Source organism: Streptomyces sp. NPDC023527 (assembly GCF_055560115.1).
In genome coordinates this window covers 282205-297542 of sequence record NZ_JBVHJJ010000003.1, presented here as the reverse complement: position 1 = coordinate 297542, position 15338 = coordinate 282205, and the positions used below count along the sequence as shown (strand labels likewise).

Sequence of the window (15338 nt, the reverse complement as noted above, 5' to 3'; positions counted from 1 at the left end):
CGGGGGGGGGGGGGGGCGCGCCCCCCCCCCCCCCCCCCCCCCCCCCCCCCCCCGCCCCCCCCGGCCCCGAACCGGAGGCCGCGACGGATCCACGGGGCCGCGAGCCCGAGCCGCCCCGCGCCTGGCCGAGCCGAACCGGCTTCCAGCGCACACGGCCCGGCCCGGAGGGCGCGCCGAACCGTCTCCGCCCGGAGAGCCACCGCCCCCCCCAGGCCAAAACCGTCGTAGCAGTCCTCCTGGCCGTCGCCCTCTGCGCGGGAAGCTGGCTCATCCAGCACGGCGCCGACGCCCAGGGCCCACCCCCGCAGCCCTCCGCCGCCGAGGCGTTCCCCACCGCCGTGCCCGGAACCGCGCCGGAGGCGACACCGCTGCCGCCCGCCCGCCCGACCCGAATACGCATCCCCGCCATCGGCGTCGACGCCCCGATGACCCCCCTGGCGCTGCTCGCCGACAGCAGCCTCTCCAGCCCGCCGGACGACGACCGCAACCTCGCCGGCTGGTACGCCGACGGCACGTCACCCGGAGCGGTGGGCACGGCGATCGTCGCAGGGCACGTCGACACGGCCGTCGGGCCCGCCGTCTTCTACGACCTCGGCGCCCTGAAGCGGGGGTACACCGTCGAAGTGGTGCGCGCGGACGGTCGTACGGCCGTCTTCACGATCGACGCGATCGAGGTGTACAGCCGCGAGGATTTCCCTTCCCGGAAGGTCTACGGGCCTTCCCGGCGCGCCGAGTTGAGGGTGATCACCTGCGGCGGTGGGTTCGACACCGAGTCCCGGACGTATCTGGGCAACGTCGTCGTCTACGCCCATCTCACCGGCGTACGCCGCGATCCGCCCCGCGGCGGCCCCTTCACCGGCCCGTGGTGGAACCGTCCGCCTGCGCTTCCCGCGCCCACGCCGTGAGCCCCGCGACGAACCCCGCGCGGTCGCGCGCCGACAGGCTGTCGAGCGCGCGCAGCAGCGGCCGCGAGCGGGAGGCGATGAACGCCCGGACCGCCGGCAGCCGGCTCTCGGTGATCGCCACCAGCGTGCGGCGCCGGTTCGCGGGATCCTCGCGGCGCTCGACCAGTCCGGCCCGGTTCAGGGCGCCGACCAGCTCGCTGGTGGTCGACAGCGACAGCCGCAGCCGCCGGGCCAGCTCGCCCACGGCGAGCGGCTGTTCCGCGAGCAGCTGCGGCAGGACCGCGCCGTGCCGCGCGGTGAGGCTGTGCTCGGCGAAGACCGCCCGCAGCTCCTCGGGCATCTCGCTGCCGGCCTTGCTGATGTAGGGCGCGAGCAGCGGTACGAGACCGATGGCCTCGGTCTCCTCGGGGGTGGGCAGCCGGGGTTCGGAGACGGGGAGGGGCCCGGGGGCTGCGCCGGGGCGGTCGTGCGGCATACTGCGAGTGTAGACGCTTCGGAAATCCGAACAGTTCTGGAATCCGAAGCGGTGCTGCCCGCTGGAAGACCACGGACTTGCTGGATCTGGGGAGGCCCACCATGCCGACGACCGGTTACCGGGACGCGCTCGACGACGCTCTGGAGCGCCTGGAAGACCTCGGCTACGAACGCGGGGCGGGCGCCGACCTCGCCAACCACGGCCCGATGGCCGCCGAGACCCTCGCCACCCTCGGCCACGGCGACGAGGTCGCCGCCTGGGTCGAGCGCTACCGCACCGCCATGCCCCACCACGAGGTGCCCGCCCAGCGCTTCGCCCTCGACCCCGCCGACGAGACCTCCTGGCGCCCGGCGCTCGGCGACTTCTCACGGGCCGGCGACTGGGAGGCGCTCTTCCGCCGCGAACTCGACGCGGCCCCCTGGCGCGAGGTGCTCGCCCGCTGGTGGCCCCGCCTGCTGCCCGGCCTGCTCGCCGGCCTGACGCACGGCCTGATCCGTACCGCCCACGCCGTACGCCACCTCGCCGCCACCGCCGAACCGACCCCGCGGCAGCTCACCGAGCTCTCCCGCGGGCTCGCCTACTGGGCCGCCCGCTTCGCCCACCTGCCCGGCGAGGTCAGGATGAGCGGACACCACGACCTGGCGGGCGCGATCGCCGCGCTGCCGCGCACACCCTTCCCCGGCGAGCGCGGGCGCGCCGAGACCGCGCGACGGCTGTTCCACCCGGACGAACTCGCCGGATGGCGGCCGGCGCTGGACTCCCTCGCCCCGGCCCGTACCCAGTGGATGCTCAGCGAGATGACCGCCGAGTTCGCGGGCGTCTACCTCGGCCACCCCGAGGTCTTCCCCATCCCGCTCGTCCACGGCGTCACCGCGCCCGCCGCCGCGCGCCTCGTCCTGCCGCACCTCCCGGAGCCGCTCCACGAGCCGACCCTGGCGGCGCTCTGGCACACGCACGCCGCGCTGCTGCTCGCCTTCACGGGCGACCGCGGCGGCGAGGCCGCGGCGGCTGCGGCCGCGGCGGAGACCGAGCTGCCGCCCTTCGGCGAGCTCGCCGCGCGTGCGGTCGAGCACGGCGACGAGCACGTACTGAAGTTCACGGAGGCGTGCGCCCGCGAGCACGCGTTGCGGCCCGACCCGCGGTACGGGGCTGCCGTGCTGGCGGCTCAGGAGCGGATCAAGCCGATGGGGCACTGAGGGCCGGGGCCGGGGCGGAGCCCCGGTTACGCCGAGGCCTCCGCCCCCACCCCCGCCAACAGCTCCAGGATCGCCTCGCCGTACTTGGCCAGCTTGTTCTCACCGACGCCGCTGACCCCGCCCAGCTCGTCGAGGGACGCGGGCCGCGCGCCCGCGATCTCCCGCAGCGTCGCGTCATGGAAGATCACATACGCGGGGACGCCCTGCTCCTTGGCCGTGGCCGCCCGCCAGGCCCGCAGGCCCTCGAAGACCGGCACGGCCTCGGCGGGCAGGTCGACGGGGGCGGCGCGCTTGCCCGACCCGGCGGACCCGGACTTCGACGAGCCCTTCCGCACCGGCTTCTCCGGCTCGCGCCGCAGCAGCACCTCGCGCTGCCTGCCCAGCACGTCCGCGCTGGCGTCGGTGAGGACCAGCGTGCCGTAGTCGCCCTCGACGGCGAGCAGCCCCTGGGCCAGCAGCTGCCGCACCACGCCCCGCCACTCCGCGACGCTCAGTTCCGTGCCGATGCCGAAGACGGTCAGGCCGTCGTGGTCGTGCTGGATGACCTTGGCGGTCTTCTTGCCCAGCAGGATGTCGATGATCTGGCCGGCCCCGAACTTCTGCCGCCGCTCCCGGGCCAGCCGCAGCACCGCCGAGAGGAACTTCTGGGCGGCGATCGTGCCGTCCCACGTCTCGGCGGGCGTCAGGCACGTGTCGCAGTTGCCGCAGGCGGTGCTCTGCTGGCCGAAGTACGCGAGCAGCCCCACCCGGCGGCAGTCCACCGTCTCGCACAGCGCCAGCATCGCGTCCAGGTGCGAGCCCAGCTTGCGGCGGTGGGCGTCGTCGCCCTCCGAGCCGTCGATCATCTTGCGCTGCTGGACGACGTCCTGGAGCCCGTACGCCAGCCAGGCGGTCGACGGCAGGCCGTCGCGCCCGGCGCGGCCGGTCTCCTGGTAATAACCCTCCACGGACTTCGGCAGGTCGAGATGGGCGACGAACCGTACGTCCGGCTTGTCGATGCCCATGCCGAACGCGATCGTGGCCACCACGACCACGCCGTCCTCGCGCAGGAACCGCGACTGGTTCGCCGCGCGCACCCGGGCGTCGAGACCGGCGTGGTACGGGATGGCGTCGATGCCGTGCTGCGCGAGGAACGCGGCCGTGTCCTCCACGCCCTTGCGGGACAGGCAGTACACGACGCCCGCGTCACCGTCGTGCTCGGTGCGCAGCAGCTCCAGGAGCTGCTTCTTGGGGTCGTTCTTCGGGACGATCCGGTACTGGATGTTGGGGCGGTCGAAGCTGGCGACGAAGTGCCGCGCGTCCTTCAGATTGAGCCGCGCCGCGATCTCGCTGTGGGTGGCCTCCGTGGCGGTCGCGGTCAGCGCGATGCGCGGCACGTCCGGCCAGCGCTCGTGCAGCTGGGAGAGCGCCAGATAGTCGGGCCGGAAATCGTGGCCCCACTGCGCCACGCAGTGCGCCTCGTCGATGGCGAACAGCGAGATCTTCCCGCGGTCGAGCAGCCGCAGCGTCGACTCGACGCGCAGCCGCTCGGGCGCCAGATAGAGCAGGTCGATCTCGCCCGCGAGGAACTCGGCCTCCACCAGCCGCCGCTCGTCCATGTCCTGCGTGGAGTTCAGGAAGCCGGCCCGGACACCGAGCGCCCGCAGGGCGTCGACTTGGTCCTGCATCAACGCGATCAGCGGCGAGACGACGACTCCGACGCCCGGCCGTACGAGCGCGGGGATCTGATAGCAGAGCGACTTGCCGCCACCGGTGGGCATCAGGACAAGCGCGTCCCCACCTGCGCAGACGTGCTCGATGATCTCCTGCTGGTCCCCGCGGAACGCGTCGTAGCCGAAGACGCGCCGCAGGACACGCAGGGCGTCGGAGACCTCCGTGGACTCGGCGGTGTCGGCGGTGACGGTGGTGTCGGCGGGCGCGGTGGGCTCAGCGGGATCGGCCATTCGGGCAGTCTACGAGGCTCCACCGACACGAAAAGTCGGTCGATCATGAGGCGATCAGGATCGGCCATTTTGGGGCAGGTCAGGGCAGGGGTTCGCCGGGAGGAGTGACGCGAAGCACGGTGCCCGGCGGCTGGGGCGGCGGTGTCCTCAAACGCCGGACGGGCTCGATATCAGCCCGTCCGGCGATCGAGGACGCGCCCGCGGGGCGCTCGCCGCCGCAGGCGGCACAGTGGTCGGCAGCCGAAGGTCCGCCGGTCAGGCGAGAGGCGGCAACGACGGCTCGCAGCCGAAGACCCCTCGGACACGACCCACCTACTAGGCGACCTCTATCCCGTACTCCTGGACCAGCGCTTCCAGCCCGCCCGCGTACCCCCGTCCCCCGATGACGAAGTCCCAGTCGCCGCTCGCGCGCCTGCGGAAGGAACCGAGGACGAGGGCGGTCTCGCCGGGCCGTCCGTCGGACACCTCCAGCCGGCCCAGCTCGGCGCCCGAGGCGTCCGACAGCCGGATGCGGGCGTCGGTGAACCCCGACAGATCCGCTCGCGGATCGGCCTGCGGGTCTATCGCGGCGACGAGGACGAGCCGGTCGGCGCCCTGCGGCAGGGCGTCGAAGGTGACCTGCACGGCGGCCTTGTCGGCGGCCGGGGCGGGTACGGCGCGAACGGATCCGTCGGGGGTGCGGGGGTTGTTGTAGAAGACGAAGTGCTCGTCGCTGAGGACCCGCGTGCCGTGACAGACGAGGGCGCACACGTCGAGCACGACACCACCGGACCAGGACATGCCCAGCACGTTGTAGTCACCGCCGGCGGGCTCGTCCTCGCGCACGGCGGGTGCGCCCGCGTTGTCGCCGTCCCCGCCCAGCCGCCCGCGCAGCCCGTGCTGCCGCAGCAGCTCCACCAGCTCCTCCCCGGACACCAGCGTCAGGGGCTTGCCGTTGGCGAAGGCGTACGAGCCGGGGCCGAACTTCGAGGTGGTCACGAGGACCCCCTTGTTGGCACCCGCGCCCTGGACGGTCCCGTACAGATCACGGACGGCGGTCGGCGGCACGGTCTTGCGGTACCGCTTGACCTGCACGATGATCCGCCCGCCGCTGATGGGATCCGGGTCCAGGGCCTCGACGTCCACACCACCGTCATTGGAACGCTGGGTCATCACCGCCCGCATCCCCCGGGCCCGGAACAACTCGGCCACCAGCCCCTCGAACTCGACCGGATCCATCGCGAACAGATCCGGGTCGTCGCCGCCACCGTGCGAGACGACCCCCCGCCCGACCTCGTCGGGCAGCCGCCCCGGCCGGACGGCAGCCAGCTGGTCGGGACGGGCGGACAGCAGCCCGCCGAGCCCTTCGGTGAGGCAGTCGACGGCGCTCACCTGCTCCAATTGGAGCCGCCCGAAAACGGACGCGGGAACGGTGACGGCGGCGAGGAAGATCTGGGCGGGCCGCCCGGTGACGGGATCGTGCTCGTCGACGAACCCGTTCAGCGCCACGGACTCCAGCGCCCCGAACCCGTCCGCCGCGAACAGATCACGCAGCGCCAGCAGCACGCACTGCGCCAGCACGTCCCGGTACAGCGCCCGCCGCTGGGTGACCGGCCGGGCGACCTCCTTCTCCTGGTCCGCGTTGAGCATGTACCGCACCGACTTCGCCTCCGGCACGATGTCGAACCCCGGCAGCTCCCAGTTCAGCACCAACTGCCGGGCGCCCGGGTCGTACGAGGCCGACACCTGATGCGGGAAGTCCTCCGGCCAGGCGGTGGAGGCGTACAGCGCCGCCGAGAAGTACTCGACGACCGCGTCCGGATCCCCCTCGCGCAGCGCGGCCGCCATCTCCGCGATCCCGGCGTTGTACGACCGGATCTCCGCGAGCTGCGCGGCGGCCCACTCGTCGTACTGCCGCCGGTACCCGGCCAACTGCCGTTGCCGCTGCGCCTCGGCGGCCTGCGCCGCGTGCCAGTCCCGCTCGAACTCGGCCCGCGCGAACCGGTAGTGGGCCGGATCCGGCAGGGGCACGGGGTGTGCGAGGTGCCCGGGCGCGAACGCCTCCACCTGCTCGGCCCGCGCGAGCGCCCCCGTGGTGAACCCCGGCGCCCGGCACCCCACGGCGAGCAGCCCGGTCAGCTCCTCGACCCGGGCCTCGATCTCCTCGGTCCGCCGGCGCGCCTCGGCCTCCCGGGCCTGCCGGTAGGCGGCCCGCTGCTCCCGATCGAGCCGGGCCGCTTCCCGCTCCAAAGCCCGCAGCTCCCGCTCCCGCGCCCGCTGCTCCTGCACCTCCGCCCGATGCCGAGCCTCCACCTGCCGCTGCTGCTGCCGCTGCGCCTCGGCCCAGACGCCGATCAGTCCATTGGAGCGACGACTCATACGGAAACATGCCCTCCCCTGGGACGCCGGACGCCCCGGAACCGCGTACTGGCCCCACAACCAGCGGTAATGAGATCCGACTTTAGTCGGTTTGGGGCGGTGCGATCATCATGTCGGGGCGGGGTGGGCTCCACCGGGGGTGGGACATGCCTGTGCTGGCTGGGAAAGCCCGATGGCACCGGCAGATTCACGGATCCGGCGCGGCTGGTGGCCGCGCTCGGGAGGCCGCGCTACGCGTGCCGGCCCCCCGGGCCGTGCAGGTGGAGCCCGTGAAGCCGGTGCCTGGCGTGGACACGGTCCGGGTGGTCGACCTCGTCGGCGTGCCGTTCGTGGAGATTGGGGACGGCGTCACTGAACCTGAAGTCGACGATGCGCTCGTCGCGGCGGGCGTCCAAGGCGTAGATGGCGAAGACCACGACGGCGGCCATCAGGACGATCACGGCCAAGCTGATGACGATCGTCATCGTTCTCACATCCCTTGGGCAGGGACCGCTTTCCGGGCGCGTGGGTGCCGGTGATTCCAGGTTACTCCGACCGCTCGGTCCGCTCTCCCGGCCAGTCCAGAAGCAGGCGCTTCGCCCGGGGCATGGCCGCGACGACGAGGTCGTACGAGTCCTCGATCAGGTCTCGGACGAAGGGGTCCGACAGGGAGCCGCCCTCCAGCGTCACCGTGTTCCAGTGCCGCTTGTTCAGGTGGTAGCCCGGAACGATCTCCGAGTGCGAGTCCCGGAGCCGCACCGCGAGCTCGGGGTCGCATTTCAGGCTCACGGTCAGCGGGGAAGTGGTGAGCGTCGTCAGGGCGAAGACCTTGCCGCCGACCTTGAAGGTGCAGACCTCGGGGTGGCGCGGGAAGGGGAATTCCTCCGTGGCGCCGTTCAGATCCAGGCAGATCGCCCTGAGTTCGTCCGGGGTCATGGGGTCAGTATGCCGCTCGGTCACCCCGGCCCGGATCATCAGGTGGGGGACCTTGAGGTGTTGTTTCCGGCGGCGGTCGACCAATGGGAAGCCGGGGCTCGTGCCCCGCACGCGAACGGCCCCGGACAGGAGTCCGGAGCCGAGTGGAACGCCTGCCTGGAGGCAGCCCCAGGTCGACGCGCTACCGCATGGTGCCCCCGGGCAGATTCGAACTGCCGACACCCGCTTCAGAAGTGGGTTCGGACCCTTGATCTGGGATGCTCGTTCATGCTGGGTGGCGCCGTCCTTGCAGGTCAGCACCACCCAGCATGTCGCTTCATCCAGTGATTGGCGGCTCGTGTTCCACCGTCCGCTCACGCATCGCTCACGCATTCCGCCCGTCTCCACCGCCTCGCCGCAGCCCAGCGGTGCCGACCGAGCCACAGTGAAGCAGGCGCTGACACGCAGGGTGCGAACCGCGGCAGCCCCTGCACGGTACGGTGCCGACATGCCGCGATAGGTCGCCCGCTCGTCGACGATCACCGATGTTCCGTCGAGTTCATCCCGGGCTCCAGCCCGTCCAGCCCCGCCTGCCACAACCGCTGCCACAGCCACGCCTCCGTCCACGAGCTGAACCGCTGGTGCGCTGCCGGGGCGGGACTCCGAACGTCGGTGGCAGATGCCACCGCGCACACTCGCTGGTCAGCACGTACACCACAGCCGTGAACGCGGCCCCCTCGTCCAGGGGCAGTCCCACTACCTTGCGGACACGGTCGGCACTGCGGCAGCAACGGGACAGCAAGTTCTCACAGGTCGTCAGGAGCCGGTTGTCGCAGCAGACGGGAACCCAAGGCGGTGCATCATGCCGCAGCCTCAACTGGCTTGTGAGGCAACGTTTTAACCGAGCTTGCCTCTGACCATACCAACCAAGGTAGTGAGTTCTTCGACGCGAAGTCGTTTTGCTGTGACGGTGAAGACACCGAGCAACACAGCACCGCCGCCGGCCAGCGCCGTGAGCGAGCCGAGAACGCTATCTCCCAGACCATTGGTGATAGCGAATGCGGCTGCACCACCAGCGACGGCCGCCGGCGTAGCCGCGATACACAGCCGGGCATACGTTCGGACGATGCGCGGTCCGTCCAGGTCACCACCGAGGCGGTTGCGCATCCGGCCCCATGCGACTCCTACACCTACGGCGTAGGCGAGACCGTAAGAGGCCGCCATACCGATGACTGCCCAGGCCGCCGGGAGCACTAGGTAACAGACAGCAGACGCGGCGCCATTGACGCCAGCGACGATGACCGTGTTGTAGAAAGGTGTCCGGGTGTCTTCATACGCGTAGAACCCGCGTAGTACCACGTACTGCACGGAGTACGGGATGAGCCCGAGGCCGAAAGCCATGAGAATGAGCCCCATGCCGCGGGCGGCTTCCAGGTTTGCGGTAGAGAAGAGCAGGGTTGACATCGGTAGGCCGAGCGCAAGAAACGCGAACGCCATGGGGACAATGGCGACGGCTGACGTACGAAGCCCTTGAGAGATGTCGTCACGTACTGCTCCTGGGTCATTGTCCTGGGTAGCACGGGAGATACGTGGCAGCACGGCAGCCATGACCGAGACGGTGATGATGGCCTGTGGCATGCCCCAGATCAGCTGGGCATTGCTGTAAGCGGTGAAGCCAGCGCCTTCCTTACCGGATGCCTTGCCGGCGGCCGTAGCCAGCTGGCTCACGACGACTGCACCTGCCTGATTGGCGAGGACGAACAGTACGGTCCACTTGGCGAGTTTGACCGTCTGGCCAAGTCCTTGGCCCTTCCAGTCAAAGCGGGGGCGGAACCGGAAGCTGGTCTCCCGCAGGTACGGGATCATGGCCAGGGCCTGCACTACGAGGCCGAGTAGCGTCCCGACGCCGAGGAGCCGTACTCCCTCCGGCGGAATTGTCTCAACGCCCATGTGGGACTCGCTGGATGTGCCGTATACCCAGATGAACGAACCGAACGTGGCAATGACAACGATATTGTTGAGGACGGGCGTCCACATCATTGCCCCGAATTTGCCACGTGCGTTGAGAATCTGGCCCAGTACGACGTGCAGGCCCATGAAGAAGATGGTGGGCAGGCAGTAGCGGGCAAAGGCGACGGCGACGCTGTTGGCTGCCTCATCACGAGTGATGGTGTTCGACATCATCTGGACCAGCAACGGGGCGGCGAACACCGCGATGGCGACGATGACGCCAAGCGTCAGCATAACGAGGGTGAGCAGGCGATTGGCATACGCTTCGCCCCCATCCTCGTCATCCTTCATAGCGCGCACGAGCTGTGGAACGAAAACGGAGTTGAGCCCGCCGCCGACCGTGAGGATGTACATCATTGTGGGAATGGTGTAGGCCACGGTGTATGCGTCACCGAGTACTGCAGCACCCAGAGCTGCGGTGATCACAAGGCTGCGAACGAAGCCAGTGAGTCGGGAAACCAGTGTGCCGGCAGCCATCACAGCGCTGGATTTCAACAGACTGGAGGCACGGCCTCCACCGGCCTGCACTGGGGACAGTTCGTGAGTCTGGGGGTTCTGTAGTGCATTGTGCGGAGGGGAGACGGTTCCTGGGGTTGGTCCTGCATCTGGCGGGCTCTTCACAGCCGCGAGCTGCATCGTGTCCGGGTCGAAGTCCCCTGTGGGCTCCCAAGGTTGTCCAGCACGACCGTTCTGTAAACCCGGAATGTAGCCGCCCTGCTGTTGCGGCGGCCAGCCGAGAGCACTGTCAGCAGACTCCCAGTAGTTCTGCTCATGGACGGAAGAGTGCGGAGCGGTCGGTGGGAGGTCTCTCTCGCCATCGCTCCTCCACTGGTCGTGCCCTCCATCACCCGGCGTGTCCATGATCGCTCCCTTCTTTGCCACGGACAACGGCAGGCTTGTTGCGAAGCCCAGCTGACCGTAATTTTTGAACGTGATCAAATACGGAAAGTCGCGCTAGTCACAGCCCCAGCGCGACGCGTGGTGCTGCAGAGCTACCAGGGGACACAGGTGAGGTGGCTACGGCAGGCTTCGACAACCTGTGCCGCGGCCGCGTGCCTGGTCCAGTGATCTTGCTCCCCGAACGGTACAGCGCTCGCGCCAGCCTGCCACGGGGTGGCTCCCTGGTCGGGACAGGAAGGATCAGGCCACCCCGAGCCGGCCTGCAGAAGTCAAGCAATCAAAAGCAGCTCATCCAAGAACGGCAGATGAGAATAAGAGGCTCCAACCAAGGCGATGCCTATACCCATCGCCCCTTCCCACACCCCGGGGCTCGAGCTGAGCGAGACGAACTCGCCGATGGTCCCGCAGGAATTTAGCATCGCTAATATCTGTGATATTAGCGATGCGCAGGAAGCGGCAGGGACAGCTGTCGATGAATATCTACGTCCGTAGGAATGGAACTGGTGGAGCAAGCCAGCTGCTCCGTGGCAAATACCCATGTCACTCTCGATTCCTTGCACTGCTGGCGGCCTCCTGGTGCTGGAAGCCATCAAGGAGTCTGCTGCGTCAGCCCACGCTGGCACCTCGAAGGTTTCCGAGGCAAGGCGCAGAGCATGCGCGACACCAGGGTTTCCGTAGCACCATGCGGTACGTGTTGCTCCACCCTCAGAGGGAATGGCGTGAGCACGGTGGGCAGGGATGTCTTCCCCCCACTGCGTGACTATACGAGAGCTGAGAATTCTGTCCGCAGTCATGGAAGCAGCGGCCTGTGTGGCATCGTCAGCAAGTTTGGCGCGGTGCATAAGCGTGAGGAATGCCAAGATTCCTCCAAGCCCGTGCGCCATTCCGAGATCGCAGGAGACAGGGGCGTAGGACTTTGGCGACCTGGAGAAATTTTCCATACTCCCCGGAGGGTGAGGATTCCAGATACGATCTTCCTCCACCCATTTCGAAACCAGCGCGGTGATTGTGCGCGCCGCTTGGGCCCCTTGAGGGTATTCGTCTGCGACGAGCCTCAGGTACGGCGCCAACCCGCTTAACCCGGAAGTGACATCGAAGATTCCAGACGGAACGTATGACTCGAACTCTGCAGCTTCGCGGCTCATCGCCTCGACCTGTCCGAGAGCAGCCGCATTTAGCGTAGAACGCGCCTTACGGTAGCCGCCATGAAGCTGCGCCAGCATTTCGACACAATACGCTTGAGCAACCACCCCGCCAAACACATTTGACCAGCTGTTTGGCGAGATGCCATGGCTGACGCTCTCGGACAAGTAAGCGTGAGCAGCTTTTTCCCATCCCTCGCCGGGCTCCAAAGTTGCCAGGTACGCGTAGGCTAGTGCAGCACCTGGATATCCATGGGACAGACTCGTTCGCTGCTCTGCATAATCTTGCTCGGACGATGATGTGAATACTTCCACGTCGCGCAGGCTGTGCAAGATAGTGATCCCAGCATGCCGAGCATCCTTCTGGAGCGCGTCGTTAAACATTTACCTCTCCGACGTGATGCAGATTTTGGTGCACTTGACGGAGATGGTGAACCATGCGGAACTCATCGCGCCTGTCAAAGCCCATCCGGTTAACGTGCATATGGACAATGCTTGCCGCAATACTGTTCAAGCTTCTCGTCAGCCCGCCCGAACCTTCATAGGCCTTGAGTTCCAGACCCTCTGCGGCCGTTCTCCAAGACTGCAATAGAGGCGCGTACTGGGGTTCCACATTCCCGCGCAAGTAGTCACGCAAAATATGCACATGTCGGGCGAGATCTTCCCTCAAGGCCGACTGAGATACAGCTGTGTCGTCACGCATCTCATTGCGATAACCTCGCTGCATGTTGGCGAAAATTTCAGATCTACGAGAGCCCTCCAGGTCGAGCGCCGATAGAAGCCCATCGGAACTCAGTGCTGCGACTTGGAAAGGCGTGAGGCTGCTTTTCAGGCGATTGGCGACGAGCAAATGCCGGAGTACGTGAACGCTGTCATGGTGGAAGATGCGCTCACAAGTATCCATGCCGGCAGGCCCACCGTATCGATCGACCTCCCGTTCGTACGGTCGGACCTCGAAATGGCTGGCCAGTCCGGAGTGCACAAGATTCTTCAGTTCCTCTGCGATAGGTGCTGTCTGCGACCACAATGTCGTTGACTCTGAAGACAAAATCCGAATTCGCAAATGAGGAAGCGGATCGGCATAACGCACAAAGAACCATGTCAGAGTGGGATCCGTCAGAATATGAGCAAGACCCTGGAGGATATCGTCACCGAATTCTGGACGCCCGTATATGGTGAATGCCATCGCATTATCACCTGGCTGCAGAAATCTCTTCTCCCGAACCGTTCTGCTAATCGGTCGACTGACGGGCGGGGCCGGGGACAGCTTTGCAGGCTGTGTCGACGTGACCGATATCACCGCTTCGGCGACCTTGCGTTTTCCGTCATTGCTTTTGACTCCGCCCCACTGAGGGTTGGGCAGCCCTTCCTCTACGTGGTTGGTGCCCTTCTTCATGAGATCGCGTAGGACGGCAACGTGCTGGCCGCTATTGAGATCAAGCAAGAGTCGCTGGTCGTACTGACCGGCCGAAATATACCGAGGCACTCCGTACTGGTGTCGCCAATGTGAAATATCTGCATTAGGGTCCGGCTTCCCGTCTTCGAGTCGATGAGGAAGCCGCCAGCGGGCCGGCGACACCACCACTTTCCCTAGGGTGAGTCTGGGCAGGCCGGGCAGAGAACCATATTCACCCCATGTCCAGCCAGGCTTCCATACGCCGTCCTGAGATATGTCGAGTATGAATCTGATTGCGTTCGGCGCGTACTGAGGGGTGAGCATGTTGGACACGCGAGCTATAACACGTTTATTTAGCCGACGTGAGCGTAGGTAAAAGGCGCTACCAGAGAGACCTACCAATAGGTCGTTCAGCGATATATGCTTCCCCTGAACGACCCCGGGTGTGGAGAAATGAGTGATTTCATACTCGTGCACATTCGGAGATGCCGCGACGTTATTTCCTCGCCCTGATGTAAAATATGACAGCGTGGCAAAACAGATGTCAGGATTCAGTCGCTCCTCGGCTGCGGCTGTATCTTCGCATCCTTGCAAAAATTCGGTTCCCAAATTAGAAAAGCGGCCTGCAGCCCTGCCTGAGGGAATGCCCGCCTGAGAGGGCGACAGGACCAGGCTTGAGCCTTTCTCATCGTCATCATTGACGAGAAGGAACAGATCGGCACTGGCCGGTGGAACACCCTCGGGAAGAGGCACGCTCCGCAGATCATCAAGATCGATAGCAACACATCCACCATCGGCCTTCTGACTCTGTGCCAGCCATTTCAGCATCAGAGCTTTCCTTGCCTGCCCCCGGGCGTCATTGTCCTGCGAAGGCGAGCGGCGTGAAGAAGGCGGAGCCACGTAACCGGCAGGGGCTCCCAGCCCTATGTGCGGATCCATGAGTTCGAGCAGGGGTACTTCGCTCTCTCCATAGCGCTCACGAAACTCACCAGCATATGATTTGAGTGGCTGTGAGTACGGGCGCACTGGGCTCATCCTGAAGAGGAACTCCAAGGCCCGGTTTGCCTCTGCAGCGTATTCTTCAGGAAGCGTTCCTGCGGCGTCGGACAGGGCATCTACGTGCAGCCATGAACTAACCCTGTCTTTACTGGCCGAGCTAGCCTCGGACTTGAGGAAGGCGGCTGCTTGCCCGGTCGGCAGGGTTGTATACGTTGCGATGCGATGGGCATCGCTGTCGAGATATTGGTCCGTTGGCATACCAGCGGCCTGTATGACACTGACTAGATACCCGAGGGGATCTGGGCAGTTACGTGGTGGGCGTATATGGGTGAGAAGCACACCGTTATCGATGAGCGACTGAAGGTACGACCGCAATGTGTTTTTATCGGCTTGCGGAAATTCAGTAGTGAGATTTTTGTAGAGTACTCCCAGCCGGACGCTTTCGCTGGAGTGCTGCAGCACTTTGGCGAGTGCGGACGTCAGTGCTACAGAGATTTCTTGGCCATTGTCGGCACCCCTTACAGGATCAGCTGGCAGAGTCAGCCGACTTTCCTGTTGATGGGCGCTCCCATTCCATCGGACCATTACGTTAGGAAAATTGGAAGCATGCTTCTCAAGGCGTTCAATATGGGCGAAAAGAAGCTCGTGATCCAATCTGGCAGTCCGGGTCCAGGCGGATTCAGGACCCAAATCAATCTTCTTGTCCCTGCCCCAACTCAGGGTGGCAACGCCGGCGAAAAGTCCGAAAGGCGTGGGCCGAGAAGAAGCGCGGATAAGGTATTTGGTAAAGGAACTCGATAGGCGACGTATTTTCTTTGCTGTGCGCCCTTCGGGGTTCACCATGTAGCGTTCGATCTCACCTGCTGTCTCTGGGCTTGCAATCCAGATCGCTTCCTGTAGGTGAGGGGAAGAAACGTAGCGAGCAATGTTGTCGTCTAGTGAGCCTTCTGAGAAGAGTGCGTAGTCGTCGAGTGACAGGATGGGTGTCCGTATCATGACTCGCTCATTGACTTCAAATTGTGGAATCGCTGCCTTTCTGGCGTCGGTGGAGTGATTGATTTCCATGACACGTCCCCTTCACGCTATAGGCGAAGGGCCGCTGCCCTGAGGCAACGGCCCT

10 protein-coding genes and 1 tRNA gene are annotated in these 15338 nt (G+C 66.2%); 2 read left to right on the top strand and 9 right to left on the bottom strand.

Annotated elements, in window-relative coordinates:
* Window positions 1-236: 236 nt before the first annotated feature.
* On the top strand, window positions 237-905 hold the full coding sequence (locus ACZ303_RS08360; RefSeq protein ID WP_467336695.1) for a class F sortase: 669 nt from the start codon (window positions 237-239) through the stop codon (window positions 903-905).
* Here the strand turns inward: ACZ303_RS08360 and ACZ303_RS08355 are convergent.
* On the bottom strand, window positions 853-1380 hold the full coding sequence (locus ACZ303_RS08355) for a MarR family winged helix-turn-helix transcriptional regulator (protein WP_467336387.1): 528 nt from the start codon (window positions 1378-1380) through the stop codon (window positions 853-855). The two genes, ACZ303_RS08360 and ACZ303_RS08355, sit on opposite strands and share 53 nt — an antisense overlap.
* 101 nt (window positions 1381-1481) lie before the next feature.
* Between ACZ303_RS08355 and ACZ303_RS08350 the strand changes: the two genes are divergently transcribed.
* Window positions 1482-2576 carry a questin oxidase family protein gene (locus tag ACZ303_RS08350; RefSeq protein ID WP_467336385.1) on the top strand — a complete coding sequence of 365 codons (1095 nt, stop codon included), beginning with the start codon at window positions 1482-1484 and terminating at the stop codon, window positions 2574-2576.
* Between the two features lie 26 nt (window positions 2577-2602).
* On the opposite strand, the gene recQ is transcribed toward ACZ303_RS08350, so the two are convergent.
* The 8 genes from recQ to ACZ303_RS08310 all read right to left on the bottom strand — a co-directional run bounded on the left by recQ (window position 2603) and on the right by ACZ303_RS08310 (window position 15283).
* Window positions 2603-4519 (bottom strand): DNA helicase RecQ, encoded by a 1917-nt coding sequence (recQ, locus tag ACZ303_RS08345; protein ID WP_467336383.1) that lies wholly within the window; start codon window positions 4517-4519, stop codon window positions 2603-2605.
* Window positions 4520-4834: 315 nt separating this feature from the next.
* Window positions 4835-6877, bottom strand: coding sequence for a restriction endonuclease (locus ACZ303_RS08340; RefSeq protein ID WP_467336381.1), 2043 nt, complete (start codon window positions 6875-6877; stop codon window positions 4835-4837).
* 230 nt (window positions 6878-7107) lie between these two features.
* Complete coding sequence (locus ACZ303_RS08335) at window positions 7108-7341, bottom strand: hypothetical protein (protein WP_467336379.1); 234 nt, start codon at window positions 7339-7341, stop codon at window positions 7108-7110.
* Between the two features lie 61 nt (window positions 7342-7402).
* Window positions 7403-7792: an MmcQ/YjbR family DNA-binding protein gene (locus tag ACZ303_RS08330; RefSeq protein ID WP_467336377.1), complete on the bottom strand. Its 390-nt coding sequence runs from the start codon at window positions 7790-7792 to the stop codon at window positions 7403-7405.
* Window positions 7793-7981: 189 nt separating this feature from the next.
* A tRNA-OTHER gene (locus ACZ303_RS08325) sits at window positions 7982-8046 on the bottom strand.
* A gap of 622 nt (window positions 8047-8668) precedes the next feature.
* Window positions 8669-10720 carry a murein biosynthesis integral membrane protein MurJ gene (gene murJ / locus ACZ303_RS08320; protein ID WP_467336375.1) on the bottom strand — a complete coding sequence of 684 codons (2052 nt, stop codon included), beginning with the start codon at window positions 10718-10720 and terminating at the stop codon, window positions 8669-8671.
* A 230-nt stretch (window positions 10721-10950) separates the two neighbouring features.
* Window positions 10951-12207 carry a lanthionine synthetase LanC family protein gene (locus ACZ303_RS08315; protein WP_467336373.1) on the bottom strand — a complete coding sequence of 419 codons (1257 nt, stop codon included), beginning with the start codon at window positions 12205-12207 and terminating at the stop codon, window positions 10951-10953.
* A complete protein-coding gene (locus tag ACZ303_RS08310; RefSeq protein ID WP_467336371.1) occupies window positions 12200-15283 on the bottom strand; it encodes a lantibiotic dehydratase in 3084 nt (1027 codons plus the stop codon). Before ACZ303_RS08310 ends, ACZ303_RS08315 begins: the two co-directional genes overlap by 8 nt.
* Window positions 15284-15338: the final 55 nt, after the last annotated feature.